Annotated in this window: 20 protein-coding genes; 5 read left to right on the top strand and 15 right to left on the bottom strand. The window is 37.7% G+C overall.

Annotation, left to right across the window (positions count from 1 at the left end):
• The first annotated feature begins 27 nt into the window (after positions 1 to 27).
• From bioA to bioD, 5 genes are read left to right on the top strand one after another with little or no spacing between them, the layout of a single operon-like run.
• Positions 28 to 2,439, top strand: coding sequence for an adenosylmethionine--8-amino-7-oxononanoate transaminase (gene bioA / locus CZ225_RS08460; protein WP_077153766.1), 2,412 nt, complete (start codon positions 28 to 30; stop codon positions 2,437 to 2,439).
• A 38-nt stretch (positions 2,440 to 2,477) separates the two neighbouring features.
• The gene (locus tag CZ225_RS08455) at positions 2,478 to 3,671 is read left to right on the top strand and encodes an 8-amino-7-oxononanoate synthase (protein ID WP_234983024.1); all 1,194 of its coding nucleotides are present in this window, start codon (positions 2,478 to 2,480) and stop codon (positions 3,669 to 3,671) included.
• A complete protein-coding gene (locus tag CZ225_RS08450) occupies positions 3,668 to 4,354 on the top strand; it encodes a DUF452 family protein (protein WP_077153765.1) in 687 nt (228 codons plus the stop codon). Before CZ225_RS08455 ends, CZ225_RS08450 begins: the two co-directional genes overlap by 4 nt.
• A complete protein-coding gene (bioC, locus tag CZ225_RS08445) occupies positions 4,351 to 5,148 on the top strand; it encodes a malonyl-ACP O-methyltransferase BioC (protein ID WP_077153764.1) in 798 nt (265 codons plus the stop codon). The genes CZ225_RS08450 and bioC overlap by 4 nt, the downstream gene beginning before the upstream one ends.
• Positions 5,145 to 5,795, top strand: coding sequence for a dethiobiotin synthase (gene bioD / locus CZ225_RS08440; protein WP_077153763.1), 651 nt, complete (start codon positions 5,145 to 5,147; stop codon positions 5,793 to 5,795). The genes bioC and bioD overlap by 4 nt, the downstream gene beginning before the upstream one ends.
• A gap of 136 nt (positions 5,796 to 5,931) precedes the next feature.
• On the opposite strand, the gene CZ225_RS08435 is transcribed toward bioD, so the two are convergent.
• The 15 genes from CZ225_RS08435 to CZ225_RS08365 form a co-directional block, all read right to left on the bottom strand.
• On the bottom strand, positions 5,932 to 8,649 hold the full coding sequence (locus CZ225_RS08435) for an SUMF1/EgtB/PvdO family nonheme iron enzyme (RefSeq protein ID WP_159441764.1): 2,718 nt from the start codon (positions 8,647 to 8,649) through the stop codon (positions 5,932 to 5,934).
• Positions 8,650 to 8,669: 20 nt separating this feature from the next.
• Positions 8,670 to 9,413: a class I SAM-dependent methyltransferase gene (locus CZ225_RS08430; RefSeq protein ID WP_077153761.1), complete on the bottom strand. Its 744-nt coding sequence runs from the start codon at positions 9,411 to 9,413 to the stop codon at positions 8,670 to 8,672.
• The gene (locus CZ225_RS08425) at positions 9,406 to 10,434 is read right to left on the bottom strand and encodes a toll/interleukin-1 receptor domain-containing protein (RefSeq protein WP_077153760.1); all 1,029 of its coding nucleotides are present in this window, start codon (positions 10,432 to 10,434) and stop codon (positions 9,406 to 9,408) included. The genes CZ225_RS08430 and CZ225_RS08425 overlap by 8 nt, the downstream gene beginning before the upstream one ends.
• Positions 10,435 to 10,819: 385 nt before the next feature.
• Positions 10,820 to 11,026, bottom strand: a complete 207-nt coding sequence (locus CZ225_RS08420) for a hypothetical protein (protein ID WP_077153759.1) — start codon at positions 11,024 to 11,026, stop codon at positions 10,820 to 10,822.
• 167 nt (positions 11,027 to 11,193) lie between these two features.
• Complete coding sequence (locus tag CZ225_RS08415) at positions 11,194 to 12,129, bottom strand: HipA domain-containing protein (RefSeq protein ID WP_077155752.1); 936 nt, start codon at positions 12,127 to 12,129, stop codon at positions 11,194 to 11,196.
• 5 nt (positions 12,130 to 12,134) lie between these two features.
• Entirely contained in the window at positions 12,135 to 12,455 is a 321-nt protein-coding gene (locus tag CZ225_RS08410; RefSeq protein WP_077153758.1) for a HipA N-terminal domain-containing protein, read from the bottom strand.
• Positions 12,452 to 12,676 (bottom strand): helix-turn-helix domain-containing protein, encoded by a 225-nt coding sequence (locus CZ225_RS08405; protein WP_077153757.1) that lies wholly within the window; start codon positions 12,674 to 12,676, stop codon positions 12,452 to 12,454. The genes CZ225_RS08410 and CZ225_RS08405 overlap by 4 nt, the downstream gene beginning before the upstream one ends.
• Before the next feature lie 93 nt (positions 12,677 to 12,769).
• Positions 12,770 to 13,885, bottom strand: a complete 1,116-nt coding sequence (locus tag CZ225_RS08400; protein WP_077153756.1) for a type II toxin-antitoxin system HipA family toxin — start codon at positions 13,883 to 13,885, stop codon at positions 12,770 to 12,772.
• Positions 13,869 to 14,195, bottom strand: coding sequence for a helix-turn-helix domain-containing protein (locus CZ225_RS08395; protein WP_077153755.1), 327 nt, complete (start codon positions 14,193 to 14,195; stop codon positions 13,869 to 13,871). The genes CZ225_RS08400 and CZ225_RS08395 overlap by 17 nt, the downstream gene beginning before the upstream one ends.
• A gap of 282 nt (positions 14,196 to 14,477) precedes the next feature.
• Positions 14,478 to 15,551, bottom strand: coding sequence for an OmpA family protein (locus tag CZ225_RS08390; RefSeq protein ID WP_077153754.1), 1,074 nt, complete (start codon positions 15,549 to 15,551; stop codon positions 14,478 to 14,480).
• 13 nt (positions 15,552 to 15,564) lie between these two features.
• On the bottom strand, positions 15,565 to 16,134 hold the full coding sequence (locus CZ225_RS08385; RefSeq protein WP_129585772.1) for a DUF4369 domain-containing protein: 570 nt from the start codon (positions 16,132 to 16,134) through the stop codon (positions 15,565 to 15,567).
• A gap of 103 nt (positions 16,135 to 16,237) precedes the next feature.
• Positions 16,238 to 17,170, bottom strand: coding sequence for a BT1926 family outer membrane beta-barrel protein (locus CZ225_RS08380; protein WP_077153752.1), 933 nt, complete (start codon positions 17,168 to 17,170; stop codon positions 16,238 to 16,240).
• A 21-nt stretch (positions 17,171 to 17,191) separates the two neighbouring features.
• Complete coding sequence (locus CZ225_RS08375; protein WP_077153751.1) at positions 17,192 to 20,185, bottom strand: coiled-coil domain-containing protein; 2,994 nt, start codon at positions 20,183 to 20,185, stop codon at positions 17,192 to 17,194.
• A 44-nt stretch (positions 20,186 to 20,229) separates the two neighbouring features.
• Entirely contained in the window at positions 20,230 to 20,706 is a 477-nt protein-coding gene (locus tag CZ225_RS08370) for a helix-turn-helix domain-containing protein (protein WP_083714612.1), read from the bottom strand.
• Positions 20,707 to 21,246: 540 nt separating this feature from the next.
• Entirely contained in the window at positions 21,247 to 21,630 is a 384-nt protein-coding gene (locus tag CZ225_RS08365) for a type II toxin-antitoxin system RnlB family antitoxin (RefSeq protein WP_077153750.1), read from the bottom strand.
• Position 21,631 lies beyond the last annotated feature (1 nt).

The raw sequence follows: 21,631 nt of genomic DNA, 5'->3' as shown, positions 1-21,631 counted from the left end.
TTCTATTCAAATAAGGACACAAACCTGATGAAGAAACAATATCACATACAGACTACACGCACCCTTCCCCGTTTCCAATATTGGGGCAGAAAAAACTATGCCGCTTTTGCTAGTTTGGGACGTGAATTTCAGATTGGTCATCTACATACCAATGTGATAGATATTGCGCTTCAGAAGCAGGATGTCAAAATAACTATCTCATCCCAAACATTTATGACACTTAAAGAAATCAAAGACCAGGTGCTGGCAGGGGTCGAACTATCGCCCGAACAAGCAGCCTGGCTAGCCAACATGGCAGACAGTGATGCGCTCTACGCTGCCGCACACGAAATTACTGTCGCACGTGCCTCACACGAATTCGACATGTGTTCCATCATTAATGCCAAGTCCGGCAGGTGTCCGGAGAACTGCAAATGGTGTGCACAATCTTCCCACTATCAGACCAAAGCGGATATTTACGACCTCCTCCCCGCAGAAGAATGCCTCCGGCAGGCAAAATACAACGAAAATCAAGACGTCAATCGTTTCTCCCTCGTCACCAGCGGACGAAAACCTTCTCCCAAACAGATTACCCAACTTTGTGATACGGTAAGTCACATTCGAAAACATTCATCGATTCAACTTTGTGCTTCATTGGGATTACTCAATGAAGGAGAATTAAAAGCACTTCATGATGCAGGAATTACCCGTTATCACTGTAATCTGGAAACGGCTCCCTCCTACTTTCCACAACTTTGTTCCACTCATACGCAAGAGCAAAAATTGGCTACGCTTGATGCAGCACGCCGAGTAGGTATGGATATTTGTTGTGGAGGAATTATTGGTATGGGAGAAACTATGGAACAACGCATTGAATTTGCATTTACCCTTGCAAAACTGAATGTCCAGTCTATTCCTATCAATCTGTTAAGTCCCATACCAGGTACTCCTCTCGAAAAGGAAGAACCGTTAAGTGTAGAAGAGATACTGAGGACCATTGCATTATTCCGATTTATTAATCCCACAGCATTTCTACGTTTTGCCGGAGGACGTTCGCAGCTCAGTACGGAAGCGATACAAAAGGCATTGTATATCGGAATCAATTCGGCAATAGTTGGTGATCTTCTTACCACTCTAGGCTCTAAGGTATCCGATGATAAACAGATGATTCTGAAAGAAGGATATCATTTTGCTGATTCACCATTCGACCGGGAGCATTTGTGGCATCCTTATACTTCCACGACAGACCCGCTTCCGGTATATAAGGTGAAAAAAGCGGAAGGTGTAACCATCACATTAGAAAGCGGACAGGAATTGATTGAAGGAATGTCTTCTTGGTGGTGTGCGGTACATGGATATAATCATCCGGTACTCAATCAGGCGGCGAAAGAACAGTTAGAGAAAATGTCTCATGTCATGTTTGGAGGATTGACACACGATCCTGCAATAGAATTAGGCAAGTTAATCCTTCCTTTAGTTCCCCCTTCTATGCAGAAGATTTTCTATGCAGATTCAGGATCAGTAGCGGTTGAAGTCGCTATGAAAATGGCTGTTCAGTATTGGTATGCCATGGGAAAATCCAGCAAAAACAATTTCGTAACGATTCGGTCCGGCTATCATGGAGACACATGGAATGCCATGTCCGTTTGCGATCCGGTCACAGGAATGCACAATCTGTTCGGGACTTCTCTTCCGGTTCGTTATTTTGTTCCTTCCCCTGTTTCTAAATTTGGGGAAGCATGGCAACCGGCAGATATTGGACCGCTACAAAAAGTGATTGAAGAGCATTCCAATGATTTGGCAGCACTGATTCTGGAACCGATTGTTCAGGGTGCCGGTGGTATGCGGTTCTATCATCCGCAATATCTAAAAGAGGCCTCTCGGCTTTGTCACAAACATAATATCTTGCTTATTTTCGATGAGATCGCTACTGGATTCGGACGTACCGGAAAACTCTTTGCCTGGGAACATGCCCAGGTAGAACCGGATATTATGTGTATCGGTAAGGCACTGACTGGAGGTTATATGACCCTATCTGCCGTATTGGCTAGTAACCGGATCGCTGATACAATTTCCAATCATGCACCGGGAGCCTTTATGCATGGACCTACTTTTATGGGCAATCCGCTTGCTTGTGCTGTGGCTTGTGCTTCCATACGATTATTGTTAGATTCGGGATGGCAGGAGAATGTAAAGCGAATCGAAACACAATTGAATGAAGAACTGGCACCCGCTCGTAAACTTCCGCAAGTAGCTGATGTACGGGTATTGGGAGCTATCGGAGTCATCGAAACCAAACAACCTGTAAATATGGCGTATATGCAACGTAGATTTGTAGAAGAAGGAATCTGGGTACGGCCATTTGGAAAGCTCGTTTATCTGATGCCTCCATTTATTATCACTGACTCTCAATTAAGTAAACTGACTTCCGGATTGCTCAAGATAGTAAAAGAGATGTAGAAGGCAACCGTACAGAAAAGAATAAATCAGACTAATGAATGTTTAATAATTATGCAAGCAACTACCATATGAATGATTTTATCAATTCAATACAAGAAGAATTACAAACTTTAAAAGAAAAAAGGAATTTCCGTTCCCTTCCTCAACTTATTCATGACAAGGGTGAAGTAGTAGTGAACGGACAGCGAATGCTGAACCTCTCTTCCAATGACTATTTGGGTCTGTCGAACGACTTGTCTCTAAGAAATGACTTTTTAGAAACTTTGACTCCTCAAACCTTTCTGCCAACTTCCTCTTCTTCACGTCTATTGACAGGCAATTTCACAGCCTATCAAGAATTGGAACAACAATTAGCCTACATGTTCGGTACGGAAAGTGCATTAGTATTCAATAGCGGTTATCATGCAAATACCGGAATTCTTCCGGCTGTCAGTGATATCCATACACTGATTTTGGCAGACAAGTTGGTTCACGCCAGCCTGATAGATGGTATCCGTCTATCAGCCGCAAAGTGTATCCGGTATCGGCACAACGACTTATCACAATTGCAAAGATTAATAGAAGAAAATTACAATCATTTTAATAAAATCATCATCGTTACCGAAAGCATCTTTAGTATGGACGGTGACGAAGCTGATCTTTCAACTATTGTCAAGTTCAAACAGCACTATTCGAATGTCCTATTATATGTGGATGAAGCTCACGCTTTTGGTGTACGCGGAGAAAAAGGATTAGGTTGTGCCGAAGAACAAAACTGTATAAACGATATCGATTTTCTGGTGGGAACTTTCGGGAAAGCAATCGCTTCTGCAGGTGCCTATGTCGTTTGTCGTAATGTGATACGTGATTATCTCATCAATAAGATGAGGACATTTATATTTACGACAGCTCTTCCACCTGTCAATGTGCAATGGACTTCTTTTATTTTAAAACGCTTATCAAGTTTTCAGGAAAAGAGGCAACATTTACTGCAAATTAGCCGAAAACTTAAAGAAGCTCTCACTTGCAAAGGATATGTTTGCCCTTCTGTCAGCCACATTGTTCCTATGGTGGTAGGCGACAGCAAAGACACTATACTCAAAGCAGAAGAACTTCAACGAAAAGGATTTTATGCTTTGCCTGTTCGTCCGCCAACAGTTCCCGAAGGAACTTCCCGTATCCGTTTCTCATTAACAGCAGATATCACCAAGCAAGAAATTGATGAATTAATAAATTCTATTCGGTACAAATGATACAGAAATTTTTAATCAAGAATAATCATCCACACCTGATACTCTTCTTTGCAGGTTGGGGAATGGACGAAACGCCATTTCAACAAATTCATTCCAGTGATTGTGACTGGATGATTTGTTATGACTACCGTTCATTGGATTTTGACGATACACTTATTCAGAAATACTCCCATATCACACTGATTGCCTGGTCAATGGGAGTATGGGTAGCCTCGCAGATCATGCAACAATTTTCCTATTTACCGATTGTCCATAGTATTGCTCTCAACGGCACACTTTATCCGATAGACGACACACGAGGCATTGCACACTCAATTTTTGACGGAACACTTCAAGGCTTAAATGAACAGACACTACTTAAATTCCAAAGGAGAATGTGCAGTTCAGCGGTTGAATACAAAGAGTTTCTGTCAGTAGCCCCCCAACGCCCTGTTGAAGAATTAAAAAATGAACTAACTGCTATTCAAAGTTCGTATCTGGCTTTACCTCCTTCTTCATTCATTTGGCAGAAAGTCATTATTGGGAAGAATGATCGTATTTTCCTTCCGGAAAATCAATGGCAAGCCTGGAAAGACAAAGTAGACATGATAGAAGAAACAGATGGGGCACACTATCAGAAAGAGCTTTTCTGCTTACCATTAAAACATTTATTTTCAACAGAAAACTTTAATTATTGCTCATGAATAAATCATTGATTGCTGAACGCTTCTCTAAAGCCATCACCACCTATTCCGAGGAAGCAAATGTACAAAGGCAAATTGCCGACAAGATGATTCGCCTTCTTCAAGAACATCTATCCGCTCCATGCCCAAATGTCATCGAATTCGGCTGTGGAACAGGAATTTATTCCCGTATGTTGCTCCAAAGTCTTCGCCCAAAATCTCTGTTGTTGAATGACCTTTGCGAAGAGATGAAATATTGCTGCGAAGATTTATTAAAGGAACAGCAGGTTTTCTTTCTTCCGGGAGATGCAGAAAACATCTTTTTCCCTAATAGTAGTTCATTAATCACTTCCTGCTCTGCCTTACAATGGTTCGAATCTCCCGAAAAGTTCTTCCTGAGATGCAACGGCCTGCTCAACGAACACGGCTATTTTGCTTTCAGCACATTTGGAAAAGACAATATGAAAGAAGTTAGGGAACTCACTGGAAACGGCCTCCCTTATCGTTCACGAAAAGAGTTAGAAGCAGCCTTATCTCCTCACTTTGATATCTTGCATTCGGAAGAAGAAATTATCCCTCTCCGCTTCGAGAATCCGATGAAAGTGCTCTATCATCTGAAACAAACCGGTGTAACCGGACTATCAACACCTGCACCTTTACCTACAGAACATGATCATAAAGCAAAAGTACATCCTTGGACCCGTCGTGATCTATATCGCTTTTGTGAACGCTACACCCAAGCGTTCAGTCAAGGTAGTACAGTATCTCTAACATATCATCCAATTTATATTATAGCAAAGAAAAAAAGAGTATGAAACAGAATGTATATTTCGTAAGTGGTATCGATACCGATGCCGGTAAAAGTTTTGCCACTGGTTTTCTGGCACGTGAATGGAATAATAACGGAAAAAGAACCATCACACAAAAGTTCATTCAAACCGGTAATGTAGGGCATTCCGAAGACATCGACCTACATCGACGCATTATGGGAATCCCTTTTACACAAGAAGACAAGGAAGGACTAACCATGCCGGAAATCTTTTCTTACCCGGCCTCTCCCCATCTCGCCGCCCGTCTGGACAACCGTCCCATCGACTTCGACAAAATTAAACGTTCCACACAAGAGTTGAGTGAACGATATGATTATGTACTACTCGAAGGAGCGGGTGGTCTTATGGTACCTCTTACCACAGAACTCCTGACTATCGACTACATCGCTCAAGAGCAGTATCCACTGATCTTTGTCACTTCCGGTAAATTGGGTAGTATTAATCATACGCTTCTAAGTTTGGAAGCTATACAAAGACGTGGCATCACACTAGATACGATGCTCTATAATTTATACCCGACTGTAGAAGACAAAACGATTCAGAATGATACGATGGAATTCATCCGTACGTATTTGGAGAAGAACTTTCCAAGTACAAAATTTCTTTTAATACCTGAAATCGCTACTATCTAAGTAGTAAATAGTACATCAAAAATAGTCATCCATAAGCTTCTATATAATGAATCAAAAATATACTTTTTCGGCTCATGATACTATCTGACAATTATAAATGACACAAAAAAATACACTGATAAACTCAGTGTATTTTTTAGCTAATATCCAATGTTTTACAACATCGAAAACCTACCACATTACTGGTTACTATGATATCAGCCAATCCTCTTGTAGCACATTTCATAGCTCTGAACGGATTGTCATACGACCCTCCGCAAATTACAGCCTTATCCATCGTTTCATTCGTTGTAGCTGTAAATTCCCAAACATTTCCTGCCATATTTCTTATTCCAATTGGAGATATATTCTTTGGGAATAAGTCTACCCCCAAAATACTACCTCCTCTCAACATTTTATCATGGTCATAATGGTTCTTCCAGTTATCATAGGAAATTAACAATTTATTAGCCCAATAATCCGCACTATTAGCATATTTAATATCTATTTTATTCCCCCAAGGAAATAAATTCCCATATTTTCCCCTTCCCGCACATTCCCATTCCACTGCAGTCGGAAGTCTCTTTCCGGCATACTTAGCAAAAGCATAAGCACTCCACCATGAAATACAGACTGCTGGAAAACTTTCATATTCTGGATTACTATAGTAGTCAGCTATTTTCAATTTATTATATTTAGGCAAGTGAGAAATATCTGCTGGCTGTTGTGGATGTTGAAAACAAGAAACGTCATTCTTGTTAGCATAGTCTAAAAAGTCATTATATTCTTTTACAGTTACAGGAAATTCATCAAATATTACTACCTTATTCAATTCAATGATTTGTGCCTTATCATAATCTCCAATTATATATAAACCTTTACGCAATATTCTGTCATTCCGGTTAGGTTCAATAAAAAGGTCAAAATATGATGGATCGGAACTGATTTCATAAATAAAAGCTCTGATTTCATCGGTTATAAATAGCTCTTTGTTTGAAAACTCAATAGAGGTATTCATCATATATCCCAATGCGAAGAGAAACTCATAGTAATTTTTATGTCTGAACCTAATTTTTTGGTTGTCTGTTTCTATAAATAAAGCTTGCAATTTCATATAGTCAAGTGCAAGTATTCCATCTTCAAACAAATCATTTCCAAATGTTGAGAAAATATCTATTAGACTGAAATTAAATACTTTCATTTGATAAGCTCTATAAAAATAGCGTATGAATTTACTGAAAGTCGTTTTTTCTATAGACTTGGAAAGGCTGGTAATATATGAATAAATCAGCTTAGCCTGTATAAAACTACATTCTTCCGGATTAAATGCCTGAATAGATTTATCAACGGATATATTGTTTATTAGTTGATATTGAATAGGTGATATATAAATATCCGAATTACATTTCAAGCTATTGTATATCCTGTTGTGCTTTAATGAGCACTCTTCACTACTCAAATTAATGTCTTGCAACTTTAATATTTTGAAATTGGGAAGTTGTAATGGGTCCACTCCTACATTATTCAAGCCATAATTGATTTTTTCGGTAACCACAGCATTACGGTCAAGTAACTCGCCTATCTGTTTAGATGACATTAAAAATGACTGCCTGGATGTTATAATGATTTTCGAGTTCTCCGTGAATAGTTTTGATATTTCACTGAACACATAAAGAATATCATTCATGTTTATTTTGTCAAATATCTCATCCAAGCCGTCCAAAATAAGAATAAGCTTCCCGTTACAACTCAGAAAATAAATAAAATCAAAAATATCATCAGAATTGATATTGAAATAATTTGTTGTATAGGCTGTTATGAAATTTTCTATTGTATCATTTTTCTCCATTTTTGAAAGATCATAATACAAGGCATATTGTTTTCTTATTTCCTTCGTATTTATCCTGTCAAAAATTCTTTTGCACAAAGCAGTCTTTCCTCCCCCTGCCTTAGATACAGCAAATAAATTTCCCTGCGGAGAGTTGATAAACTCATCAATAATCTCATCAACATCTCCAACCTCATCAATAATATAATCTTGCTTGTCACCACTATAAGACAGAAGTTCTCCTTTTAGAGGAATAATTGATTGGCTTATTTTGAAAAAATTACTCTGATAGATATGCTCAATGTAATTCTTAAAATTTAAATACTTACCTATCAATGTATCCAAAGTATAAACATTTCTGCTTTTACTTTTTATAATAGAATAGTTGTCCGTAATCACCAAACTTGTAGTTAAAGGATAAGATGTAGTCAGAATGCTTTGCATTTCTTTACTTAACTCATCAAGAAGCTGTATATTGTCCGAAACAAAGATTTCACTATATTCATATTTGATCCCTTTCTTTCTTTGAAAGAGCAAATAAACAGACTCATCTTTTAATTGATAATATTTGAACAGCTTAAACTTCAAGATGCCTAAAAGCTCTATTAAGAATTTCAACTTACTTTTAATTTCGGGTTTAATGCTAAATGTGGTATCTTTTTCAGTATCCTCTTTTTCAAGTATATTAAGAATTTCTACAAAATCACGGAAAATCTCTAAAGTCGATTTTATATTAACATTATATATGTCTTCTTTCTGATTGTCTATTCTGACAAATAGATGCTGTATCAATTTATACACTGCTTTGGAATCTTCAGGAATGTCTCCTAATGTCGAAAAACCATCTTTATAACTTGCCAGAGAGTCTTTATTAATATGATGATTAGTAGCCCAATCGGAAAAGATCTTCAACAAAGCATCATATATCCATGAGATGGCTATTTCTGGGTAACCATCATCAATGCTCTTTAGGGGACGTTCGTAACTATTCCCTAACAGAATCTTAATGGATCTGCTTTTCTCAAGCTTAGATCTAATTTCATTCAAAATAGGCTTTGTATCCATTTTTATTTCCTGCCGGTAACAACTATAAAATTATCATTGAATTTAAGGCTTTCTATATTTTTATATTTTTCTTCCAATTCAGAAATCCCAGATTCTATTTCCTCATCACTGAAAACTGATAAAAGTGACATATAACGCTGCCTTACCATATTAAAGTATTTCTCTTTTTTGATGTTTAACGGATAATGTATTTGCGAAATATTTGTTTTAAAACCACATTTTTCCATACCTACTGCTATTTCACTATAATGAGGTTGATGCTCTTCATAATATTGAATAGCTTTTTGAAAAAGAGGATATTCGATAGTAGGAGGAAGTAAAAGAATTGTAAAAATTCCGTTATCAGTTAAATGATTGTATATGTTTTTATACAAAATTTCTTTTCCTATCTCAATGTGATGAATCATTTCCTTAATGAAAACTTTGTCGTAAGTCATGTCCATTGCCGAAAATGCTATTGCATCGGCGGGAATCGTAACAACTCGCTGTTCCTTCATCAAACCAGATAACATGCCCTCTGACAAATCGGTACAGATAACTTTATGTTTTAGATTCATTTTTTCCAAAATAGCTTTAGTATATATGCCTGTACCACATCCGCAATCTACTAATACGTCATTCTCTTTTAATTCCAAAATTGAGATTATTTGTTCTGATATATAAGAAATAAATTCTTCAGAGTAAGTCCACAATGAATCATACAAAAATGAAAGATTATCGTAATGTTCTTTAAACTCGTTATTCATGATCGATATATTTTAAATCGTTTTCCAACTTGATAATATAAATGGCTTTGTTACCTGTTTTATTGTAAACAGGTATAAACCGTACTCTATCACTAATACGCAATGTTCTAAATCCTTCAGTAAGAAGGTCTGCATAAGTACATAAAAACTGCTCCTTATTTTCTGTTGTAATAGTATAGAAACTACCTTTATTATTATTATTTTGTTTACCAGTAACTTCACCATAAATGTAAGGGTTATTTGTGTTTTTCGTATTTTGAACTTTATCATCCTGGAGAGTATCCGATTTTGGAAATATAATTCTACATACAGTATCCACAGGCATCTCAATAATCCCATCAAAACCGTATTTAGTATTATTTTTTCCAGTCATTGGTACATCTGTGAGTTTTTGACTTTTAATATTTGGTTCAATCCCAACCTTAAACCAATCAGAATAGTAAATATAAGTATCTTTTTCTCTATTAGACAGTTCAATATAATTTTTCCCCAAAATCTTCAAAGCTTCATCGTATTGATTTCCTGTCATTTTACCATATTTTAGTTGGGTAACAAAGAAATTTCTTATTTCATCATTGCTTGAACTGTTATGCAGAAAATCAAAAATATCATCAATGAGTGAATTGATTCTAGTTCTATGGTAGTAAACAGCATTCTCGACAACAATCTCTCTTATCTCTTCAGGCAAATCCTGTTTTTTAGGCATGAATGCTTCAGGCATTAAGATAGGGATGATGGTACATTGGCATTTTAGAGCATGAGCGATTTCACGCCTAAACCAATCATCGGGATCGATGCAACGTTCAAAGCAATTAAGGGAGATAATAGGCAAAAAAACTTTTGAATTTTCTATAGCATGAAGAATTTTAGTTTCAAAATTACCTCTTTTCAATTCAAGTGAATCAAAAAAAACATGAGGTACTTGTCGTTTTAGCTCATTAAACAGTAATAATGCAAAATCTGCACTACCTTCTCTGCGATAGCTAATGAAAAAGTCATATTGTATCTGTTCATTCTCCATATATCAATTATAACATCGCCAACAAATATATGCACATTTATATAGAAAACCTAATTTTGAAGAGTCAATGTAAATATTTTCAGTAGACATTTGTCGATGCAGCATATTTACACTATTGAGCGTTAGCATTTTGCTCTTTTAAACGGACCAACCTTATTTTGCAATTACATTGAAAGTATCGGGAAATTCGATGTGTTGGTTTTCAGTCTTTTCGATATACGTGTTGTACCGCATTTTTTCAGCCCATTTGCAAGGGTCGGAAATCAACTTTAGTGGGCTGATTGTTTGACTGTTACCGCATTTAGGTTACAAATGGTCGTAGGGACAAAGATAGTTATTTTGCATAAAAAGTACTGTTTATATGTGAGGATAATATTGCCAACAATCACTTTAGGCGAACTACTTTCCCTAAAGAACTATCGTTTTTCTTTGGGATTTTTGTGATTATAAAGCCTTGCGATTTTTGACCACCGAAATCTCCCCCATACATTTTCCACAGTGAAATACTTTCTTCTGGATTTTCTGTCCAGCATGACACAAATACATACTTGCAAAAGCGAACGCCGAGTGATTCAGCATTTCCCTCTTCCATATCATCAACTTTGTCTAGACGATGAACCTGATGGTCTTATTCTTAAGAATCATAGCTAATGACTCTAAATTTGTATAGTGGTATATCCTCATACTTCCTTTTTGTGCAAGTGTTAAGTTTATTTCTCGTTTCTATACTCATGGTGTAGAATTATGAGACAGATTCAACTATCTCAAAATAGCCCACCTTTCCTGTATCAATGCTTTATACTTTTCCTTCATCTCATCTGGCAGGAACGAAGAATCTATAAATACAAACCATTCCGGCAGTACCTTCCAGAATTTGTCATACACGTTTTCGATTACTTTATCATCGACTTTCATCGTTTTTAAGAGGCTGTCAAAATCGGCTTTTTTCAACTTGCGCTTTTTGCCGTTCAACGTCAATGCCAGTTCTTCGTTGTCTTGTGGAATAACCAATTTAGTAGATAAGAGGTCATAAGCAGGAGCCAAGACACATTCACCTACCTTTTTGTAAAGAGAAAAGTTCTTCAGGTGCATGTCTGCATTTCCAGTCAGGTAACAGAATAACAATACTTCGAAATAGTTGATTAAATCCAACACTGGATAAGCTGAGAACTCCACTATCTTTTTAGCAATTTGCTCATGAGAACCTTTGTATTTTTGTTCGGTCAGTTTCTCAGTTAGTTGGCACATATCCTCCATTGGAATTTTACCGCCTTTCTTGTCGCGGTCTATTCGTTTGGTGATGTATGCCAATGAACCATCCTGAAACCGTATCAAGGAGTGAGGAACTGTTTTTATCCGGGCGAGTTCTGCCAAATGCATGGTTAAGTCTTCATTTTCAGGAAGCAACGGATATTGTTCTGTTTGTGGTTTGAGGATATATCCTCCCCATAAACCCACTATTGTGAAACGTTTTTCACCCCCTTTATCTTTTTCTAAATCAACAGACAATTTCGGCTGAACGCCTGTAATCGTAACCTGTGAACGCACTACTTCCAAAGCCAATGATTCAATATCGGCTTTCGTATAGGGAAGCACAGGCGGGACGGCAGCTCCAAATATCTTCTTGGAACATTGCGGATGAAAATCAACTTGCCCTTGTTCCAAGGGTTGATAGCAATATAAACATCTTTCCATGATTCTCATTCTTGAATAGGTTGAATACTGACCGCTCCTATGCAATCTTTACAACAGGCAAGCAACAAAGCCATACGGTCGCGGTTGTTGATTTTCCAGTTCTTTTCGGCAATATCCAGCAGCCAGCCTTCGGGAATAAGCCCATCGAAGAAAGGATGTAGTACGTTACTGACATAGGGTTTATCGGTCAAAGGTAATGTAAGGCTTACAGGTTCGGCATTTTTATTTGCCAAATAACCTATGTCATACACAAAGGTATAACCGTTTTCATCCTCAGTGAGCGTACCCGCCGGATGGTCGTACATAAATATTTTAGCCTGCTTCATTGCTCTATCAGATTATTTCTGTCCATTGGTACAACGCCCAATTGTACCCCGAACAATTTTAATACTTGATTTACCTTGTCCATTTTCAGGGTTTCCTTACCCTGTTCCAATTCACGCAGGAAACGCAGCCCTACGCCTGCTTTCTGTGCAAACTCTTCGCGCGAAAATCCAAGCATCTTGCGCTTAGTTTTCACATATTCGTTTAATGGTAGATTATCCATGTTCAATACCTTTTCGGGTACAAATATAGGGATTATTTTTGGAATAATACCTTTTCGGGTGTTGTTTCGATAGAACTCTTCAACAATTTACATCTACTTTAGAGCGGAGATATAATCTTTAGATATTATTTCTGCACATCCTTCAGCAATACCCTGTATCATTTCTCGCCCTCTTTTCTGGGGAATACGAATACTCTCTCCAACGACAAGCATGTCATCGATAGTTGGATTCCCGTGATTATTAACAGAGGTGGCGTGTTCACCATTATACCCGTTACTGCACCGGGTTAAATCGTAAGCCGGAGCCAATGACCAACCCCCTTCTTTGCAAATGAAGCTGAAGTTCTTGGCATGGTCGTCTTTGTTGTCTGTCAATACGTTGAAAACCATGCGGCGGAACATTTCATCTACCTGCTTGGGGTCTTGGGTAAGATAGCCGGTGAGGTGGAGTAGTGTTTTATATTCCAATTTAGGTTGCGAGATCGATTCGTTGAGTAGTGCTCCTGCAGTGGCTATATGTAATCTGATACCGTTTTCCATATCAAAACGTTTGGTGGCAAAATACTTTCCATCCATTAGTTTAAAGTCGGGGACGGTAATTCCACATTGACGAGCGATCTCATTATAGCGGTATTCCATTATCCCCATATCTTTGGGATCGTATGTATGTCTGAATTTCACTAACCAAGAGCCTTCTGTATCGTGGAGTAAACATTTGGGGCGGCATCCACCGGAATTACCGCTATTGAAGTAAAGCACTTCTTCGGCCTTATCGGATTTCTCTGATAATACATCCAAAGCCATTTGCTGAAGATCATCCAGTTTGGGAAGTGATTTTTCTTCACCGATATAGGTTTCTGGAATATAGCATAAGGCCCCCATGCCGGATGTTCCGACGATGCTCAATCGTTGCAAAGGAGTTAGTTCGTTGTCATTTACTCCTTGCTTTTTTAGTAAGCGGTTGAGTAAGTAACGTCCGTAGCCATCGGGCAAACTATCCTCGAAGATACCGAAATTTCCCCAAAACGGTTCCGGCTTGGCAATGAATAGGTCTGGTCTTAAAGGAAGGTCGAGCGGGGATATGGAAAATCCATTGGCGAGCCACTCTTTGTCGTATTGAAAGGCGCACAGGCGGTTGTCGGGAGTCATGCTGAGCGTTCCGACATTCCGGTTGTGATAGGTTACTGTTAGTTTATTTACTGATTTCATTACGCCCCTTCTTTCTGTTTTTATTTTTGTTAATCATTTCCAGTTCTTCCATCGTGCTGAATAACGGCTCGGATAGAAGTTCTTTGATGTTTTTGGAATAGCCCAATGCTTTTGCCAATGCCACATAGGATGCCAACGAAATAGTATGCTTCTGCTCAAATTTTGCAATAGTAGGTGTCGGGACACCACTCAGTTCGGTGAGTGCTTCCCGGGAAAGCCCCTTTTCAAGTCTGCGTTTCTGCATATTTTGAGCAAGAATAGCTAATAGCTCTTCAGGCGTCTCTATGTCAAAATTATAAATTAAAGGCATACAATTGTATTTGATTTATATAATAATATCTGTATTTAGATATCATTGTATCTGAACACAAAGATAGCACTTTCGTTTCTGAAATCCAAATACAGTGAATTGTTTCTGGTTTTGATGATTGATAATGGAGGCTACCCAAATCTCTAAGCTTCCGTTTGCTGCGTTAGGAATGAATGGCACATTCCAAAAGAAAGGTGCCAGGATTCCTAAAGGATTTCTGGCACCTTGTCCTCATAGAGAGCTTTTTATTGAAAACAATAAAAGCCTTTTCACTAAAATGGACTAATCAGCAATTATAATCACAACCCGGTTCCAGTCGTTAGTCTGGAAAGGTTGTTCTCTATCTTTCATACTCGATACAGTGAGACGGTCTTTGCTAATGCCGTATTTGTTGATCAACTGATTGGCAACAGCTTCGGCACGTTGCTTGGCAAGTCTCAGATTAATTTCGCGGTTTCCGGTACCATTATCGGCATATCCCATAATAGTAGCTTTTGCATCGGGAAATTGTTTCATGTAATCAACAATAGCAAGGATGTTTAGTACTTGGCTTTCTTCAATATTTGTCTTGGCAAGCTCAAATCTCACGTGACTTCTGATCCCTCTTACCACTTTTGTAGTAGGCGTAGTTTCAGAATTTATCACTACAGTATCAGTCTTCTGAATAATCTTCTCTACAGTTTTCGCACGCTGTTCGTTGATCATTTCATTCACTTCTTCTTCCGTATAGAGCGTTTCCGGATATTCTTTCGAGATACAAGTAACACATTTGTATCCTGTTCTGAATTTATAGGTAAAGCCCAATCCCAGATTAAAGTAAGTGTCAATAGAATGATCATCACGTCCGTTCCAGCGATCAGATACACCGTTGGCGGTAGCTTCGATATTAAAATCAAGTGCATCATTCATCCGGAAGCTTCCTTGCAATCCCAATCGTCCCATAAAAGAACTCACGCTACTGCTAAAAGCACGATTGAAACCTATACCGGCAATCACATTTACATCGAACAATCGTTCGGGATATTTCCGTATCAACTGACTAAGATTCATCAATCCGTCCACAGTAGCAGCACCATAGTAGAATCCATGGGCTTTCTTAGTTATTTCCGAACCGGCACGTCCTTGCCAACCGCTAATAGAAAGTCTGGCTCCCCACACAGGTGAGAAATATTTACCGAAAGAAATAGCTCCCGAAGGTGCAATCAGCTTTCCAAAAGCTGCATCACCGCTAGAATAAGAAGCTCCTAACTGTCCCTGAATAAACCATGGATTCGGATTTAATTTCTTTTCCTGAGCCTGCGTGCTTACACAAACAGCCGCAAGAGCCAGAAAAGTAATAATTGATTTAAATTTCATAGTAAATTGTTTTTTAACTATCCAACTGTGCTTTTACCAGATCACGATCCGCATCATTCAAATGAATGCCATAGCTCATATAAATATACTGCCCAAGAACATTATTTTTATTGCTCAGAATCTGTTGTTTATAGAATTCGGAGAAAAGCTGATTCATTTCCTCTATCGAAATATTTACATCAAGACTTGAACGTAAAGCTTGCAAATCATTTAAGAACTCTTGCAACCGACCATTTAGAGGAGTCCCACTCGTACTGATATATTCTCCAATTTCGATATTAACCTTTCCAGCTTCTACTACGAACGGCATATCAATGCGATCTATAGAATCAGCCGGATTCTTGAGGCTAATAATTGCTACATAAGGCATCAAAAGACTATCTGTACGTTCTAAATTCAAATGACCGTTGGTCACAACGAGCGAATCCAAATACTTGCCCTCTATATTCCTTAAATAACCATGAGAATATTCAGGATATTCGATTTTCATCTCCACTACGCAACTCGGTTGTATATTTTGTTGTTTACTACAACTTCCTACTATCGAGCCACATATAAATAAAAGCAGAAGATATTTTCTCATTTTTGATTTTATTTAAGCAAAGAAGGCGATCCGGCTAAACATGTTAGCAAAACCGCCTTCCCTGTATTTACATACATTACGTTATTATTAACGCACAGTTCTATTAAAACCGGAAACCGAGTTTCAATACCGGCATATCTATAATTTTTATGTTATGATGTGACAAATTATATTTGTCGAATCCTTTGGGAGCAATTTGAATGATATCATAACGATATGCTAATGGCTGACATTCAAAACCAATAACAAATCCATTAGCTAAGCTATATTCAATACCACCCACAAGAGCACCCTTGATGCCAAACATCTGACCTACTTTACCTGCAGGCAGATAGACTTGCTGGTCTACAGCCTCGTCTTCGTTATCATCATCTTCACTCATATAAATTTTACCGGTATAAGGTTCCATTGTTTCAATACGTGCCATCTGGAAACCAACCGTAGCTCCTATATAAGGATGTATGCGTGGATTGCCTGTCTTAAAATAACGCTCGGTGCCAACATTTGCATACCAATTATTAGTGGTTTGCGCATTGACATATTTCTGGTTGGGAATTACCATATCGGCCACACTATTGTCACCTTCTATGTAATCCTTCTTTGGAGTAACATTGATATTCATCCCCAAAGAGAAATTTACATCCCAACAATCATTGAAAAAATATTTGGCTTGCAAGCCAACGATATTCACCAAGCTATTATTATTAAACCCGTTAATCTGTAGGAAATCATTCAGATAACCTGATTGATTGCCATTTGCAATGACATCACCGGAAGTGCTACCTTTGTCCAGAATACCTCCGGTACCACCATTGGGTAATCCGATGCTTCCGGCAGCATTGTTATAGGCAGGCAGAAGATAACTTCCTGTATTCTCATTATAAAAAGAGTTACTTCCACCTAACACCAAAGAGATTTGCCATTGACCTTTACGGGGAGCAAACACTACACCATCCTTATCGCCTTTGGCAGGCTGCGCCCAAAGAGGCGCAGCGAGCAAGGCTGACAATAAGATTGTGCAAAGTTTCTTAATCATCTTAATCTTCTTAGTTTATTATTATTCTTTAGTAGATACACCGATTCTTTCGAGGATCATTTGCAATTGGGCAGCAGTATTGTCTATAGTTGTCTTAGCTATATCCAGATAATACTTAGCATTGTCCATCAATACTTTCTTAGCATCTGCTATATCAATCAACTCATTATTCCATGCCTCCAATGCCTTTTCTGCTTCTTGCAATTGAGTACCTGCTTCGAATTCAGCGTCCTTAGCGGTTTTCACAGCATCAGTATAATCTTTAATTAACTCCTCGATAGCATCTTCATCACGTTTAGCTTCCTCAGAAGTTCCTTTTGCTTCTATTGCTCCATTAATAGCAACAACAAGATCACTTTGCAGTTGGCTCTTCATTGTCAATTCGCGTTTTTCAGGTTCGAATGCAGCTTCCAATTCTTTGACTACTTCATTTTGTTCCTCGCAATTGTTATAAGCTTCCAATACCACTTCACCTTGTGCATCTTTTTCTGCTTCCAAATCGGTCAAATATTCATTCAGAGTTGCAAGAACGGCATCAATCGTTGGCTGTTCGTTAATAAACGCTTTAGCATAGGCTATATCTCTCTCTTTAGCTAGTTTATCGCCGAAAGAGCCATAGAATTTATAGTAAGAAGGAGCATCATATTCACGATCTATCAAAGTCAAATTATGTTCTGTTATAATAATTTTGTCCAGTTCTGCTTTTTCAAGCGGAGTGATACGTTCTGCATTTAATAAGCCATTTATTATCTTATTATACTCTAGATCATTAGACTTATCATTTATTGAAGGCAAACCGTAAAGTACACGTGAAGCTACAATCACAAAGTTTTTGCTATTAATTTCAAGATCTTTGATATCAAAAGTTGAGGCAGATTGGTTAGATTGAATAAGCCATAAAGCATACTCACTGATATCTAATCCATGCGTAATAATAGTAGGATAATAAGATGATAAAAATTGAGTACCACTTAAATGATCCAATACATTCTCTTTAAGAGTTACATAAGCTGCAGCCATCTCTTCATAGAGTGCAATTGCTGCCTCTTTAGCCGGTTGGTAAAGTTCATTTGCCTTTTCCCATGCAGCATTCGCATCTTCATAATTTTTCTTTAATTCAGCTACAAATGCAGGATCTACCCCATTAGTTTCAGACCAATCAATTCTATGATTCGTATAATCTTTATAGGCTTGAGCAAAAGCGAGCGCAGATTCTTTTTCAGCTATTGCAATCGCATTATCACAAATCTCGGTAGCCTTAGCCATACCTTCATTATAGTTTTTGTATGCCTCAGCATAGACCTTTCTCAATCCTTCAGTATCATCAGCACCAAGTTCCTTTCTAGCAGCGTCTAATTGTGTCTTCAATGCCTCATCCGTAGGATTCTGTGCTAATTTTGTTTCCAGCAGTTTAATATTTGCCTCTGCCACCTTTATGTCTTCCCAAGCTTTGTCTAGAGCATTGATTAATGTTTTCTGAGTAGCTCTATATGCAGCCCATGCTGTTCCATCTTCCGTTGCACCATCATACTTATTATTGACTACACTTTCATATTCTTCCCTAGCATTGTTAGCAGCCTCTTTGTATATAACCCATGCTGTATGTTCATTAGAACCTATCTTATTATTCCAAGCCTCTTCTGCAGCATTTTTAATTTCTGCCTTTTCTAACCAATCTTTTCTCAAAGGCTCCAGTTTCTCAACCGATGCATTATAGTTATTAATGCGGTTAATAAGTGGATTGTAACCAGCATATTTAGAATATACAGTACCATTACCATTATTATAACCATCAACAGCCATTTGCCATGTCTTCAAATTAGCATCATACTTTTCCTGCAAACCTTTCAGTTCAGCAGTCATTTCATTAATGCTGGCTTGTGTCCACGCTTGGTCATCTTTATCCAATTGTTTACTAGTAAGACCTGAAATGAAGCCTTTTACTGTTGCTACTGCTGTTGTATAGCCATTTTTACCATTAGAAGTCATAGCCTCTCCATCCTTATCAACCCAGAAACCATAAACATTTTCTTTTATAATCTCATATTTACCTTTCTGATAACCCGGAATACCAATTGTCGGAAGTTCAATAGTCAATGGTTTTGCATAAATTTTAGCATCATCTGTAGATGTCAAGTCATTGTATGCTTTCTGTAAATCAGCCTGTTTTTTGTATTCTGCATCATTCTTAATGCGTTCTTCGGCTATCTTCACGTTTAGAGCATTCAACTCATCTTGAATGTCGTTCCATTTATCTTGCGCTTCAGTCAGTTTTACAGCAAGTGTGCCAGGTACATATGTTTTCACCTCTTCCAAGTTAGCCTCAGCTACTTCCAAAGCAATCTTCTTAGCTTCAACATTCTCCTGTTGATTTATAACATGCTGTTCCAGCTCTCTTGTATACTGAACATTATTCTGTCCCTTTTCTGCAGCAGCCAAAGCTTTTACATATTCACTTTGTGCATTAGTATAAGCAATATAACGCTCATTATATTCTTTTGCAGCAGCATCATAACGTTGTTGATACATATCTATAGTTGCACGTTCATCTGCAGACAGTGTATTTTTTGCTTTTTCTATTTCAGCCAAAGCCTGTTGATGAGCATCTTCAGCAGCTTGTCTAGCGGCTTCAGCCGTAGCAATAGCCACTTCTGTTTCAGCTTTAGACTTAGCGATTTGAGCTTCTATTTCTGCTATTTGAGCTGCATACTTTGCCTTTTCAGATTCTGTTAAAGCAGCAACTTGTGCAGCTTCAGCTTTTACCTTCTCAGCTTGCGCTTTTCTCAATTCAGCCTCAGCTTCCTGCACTCTAGCTTCTGCTTCCAGTTTTGTAGCTTCCGCTTTCACACGCAAAGATTCAGCTTCTGCTATCACCTTCTTTGCCATAATGAGTTCAGCCTTAGCTTTTCGAAGGATATTGATGCCCTCCGGTTCGTCATTGTCAACACATCCGGTGAAGACCGGTGTCGCACCCACTAGCATGGCAGATGCAACCAAAAAAGTCCATTTCTTCATAATAAATAAGTAGTTTAATTGAAAAATAAAAAATTATATTTAACTTAAATTTCTTTATTGCGTAGTTTCAAACTCAGAATACGTGATCGAAAGTTTGATGGTGTGATATGTTCAAACTTAGTAAAAGCACTATAAAACGTGCTTCGTGAGACAAAGCCACATTTAGTAGGTAAGCTTTGAATATCGCATTCTTCCTCCTTCAAAAGTTCTTTGGCATAGTTGATGCGATATCTATTAAGTAAAGTCTTTAGATTACATTTAAAAAGGAGGTTAATAACCCTTGAAAGATAGGTCGTATTCGTAAATAGAATCTGACTTAACTTTGTCAGGTTTAACTGAGCGTCAAGATAAACTTTTTTATCTTCAAGAACATAAATAATATTTTCATATATGTCCTTCATCTTTTCATTTATTAGTACCTCGTCATCTGTATCTTTCATTTCCCCTTTATACAGATTAATATTTGTAGCTGTCATATTGTACAGTTTAGTACCAGATAATTGTTCCCCATGTGTCCCCATACTGTATTTTTGTTTGATCGTGCAACAAACTTATTAATTTATTTAATAACAGAGAGAACTTTTATTAGAAATTCTTTAATATCTAATAATATTTTTTAAGTTTCAGGACAAAAGACATTTTCTGGGAATTTATTAAGGACAAAACCTGAAAAAAGTGTTGAATAACTTTCTACACTCCTTTGATTTACATGAAATGGGGGAATTTACCCATAAGCAGTTAAATAAAAATAGTTCGATTTACCATATCCATAGTCTCACTATATTATAAGTGACGAACAGAAGCATTCATAGATTAGTTCTTCTGCTCCTAGGATAAACTTTCTGTTATTTAATGGTAAAGTTATTTTTTATTAATCAAAATCTATAAATGCAAGTTCCGTTTACAAAGGAAGAAAGACGGTGATAAAAAGGAATGAGCCCGGCACAATACCGAGCTCACTACTATAGAGAAATTTATAATTAACGTTTAATTTAACGTCCAACTTTTGGGGTGCACTTCAGTGTCGCACCTTTTTTAGTTTTATATAACCAATTGAATAGTTATAATGCCATCGTTAACGGTTGCTCATCCGTAATTCTTCTTTTGTAAAAGGTCTTTTGAAAAGAAGATAAAACGCTGCTATCAATCCACTTTGAGTGTGAAGCAAAAAAAGTATCAGCAACCTTGATATACTCTTGAGGCACTTCGCACTTTTTCAGAGAATTGGCAATCAATGTAATCCCTTTAAGTTCTGATTTAAAGAACCTGTTTTTTAGTCCATTGCGGTACAGAAAATCAAAATAGACCTCTGCATCAGCAATATTGCAATTTGCCAATTCAGCCTGAAGCTCTTTCCAGTAGTGGCTCGTCATTTCCGACGATAATATGACCACCAACAAGCACCGTTCCTGCAAGGGGATTATTTGAAATTCTTTATTTTCCATA

Source organism: Bacteroides bouchesdurhonensis, from assembly GCF_900155865.1.
Lineage (GTDB): Bacteria > Bacteroidota > Bacteroidia > Bacteroidales > Bacteroidaceae > Bacteroides > Bacteroides bouchesdurhonensis.
The sequence above is the reverse complement of the archived record's forward strand: the minus strand, read 5'-3'. Positions and strand labels throughout refer to the sequence as shown.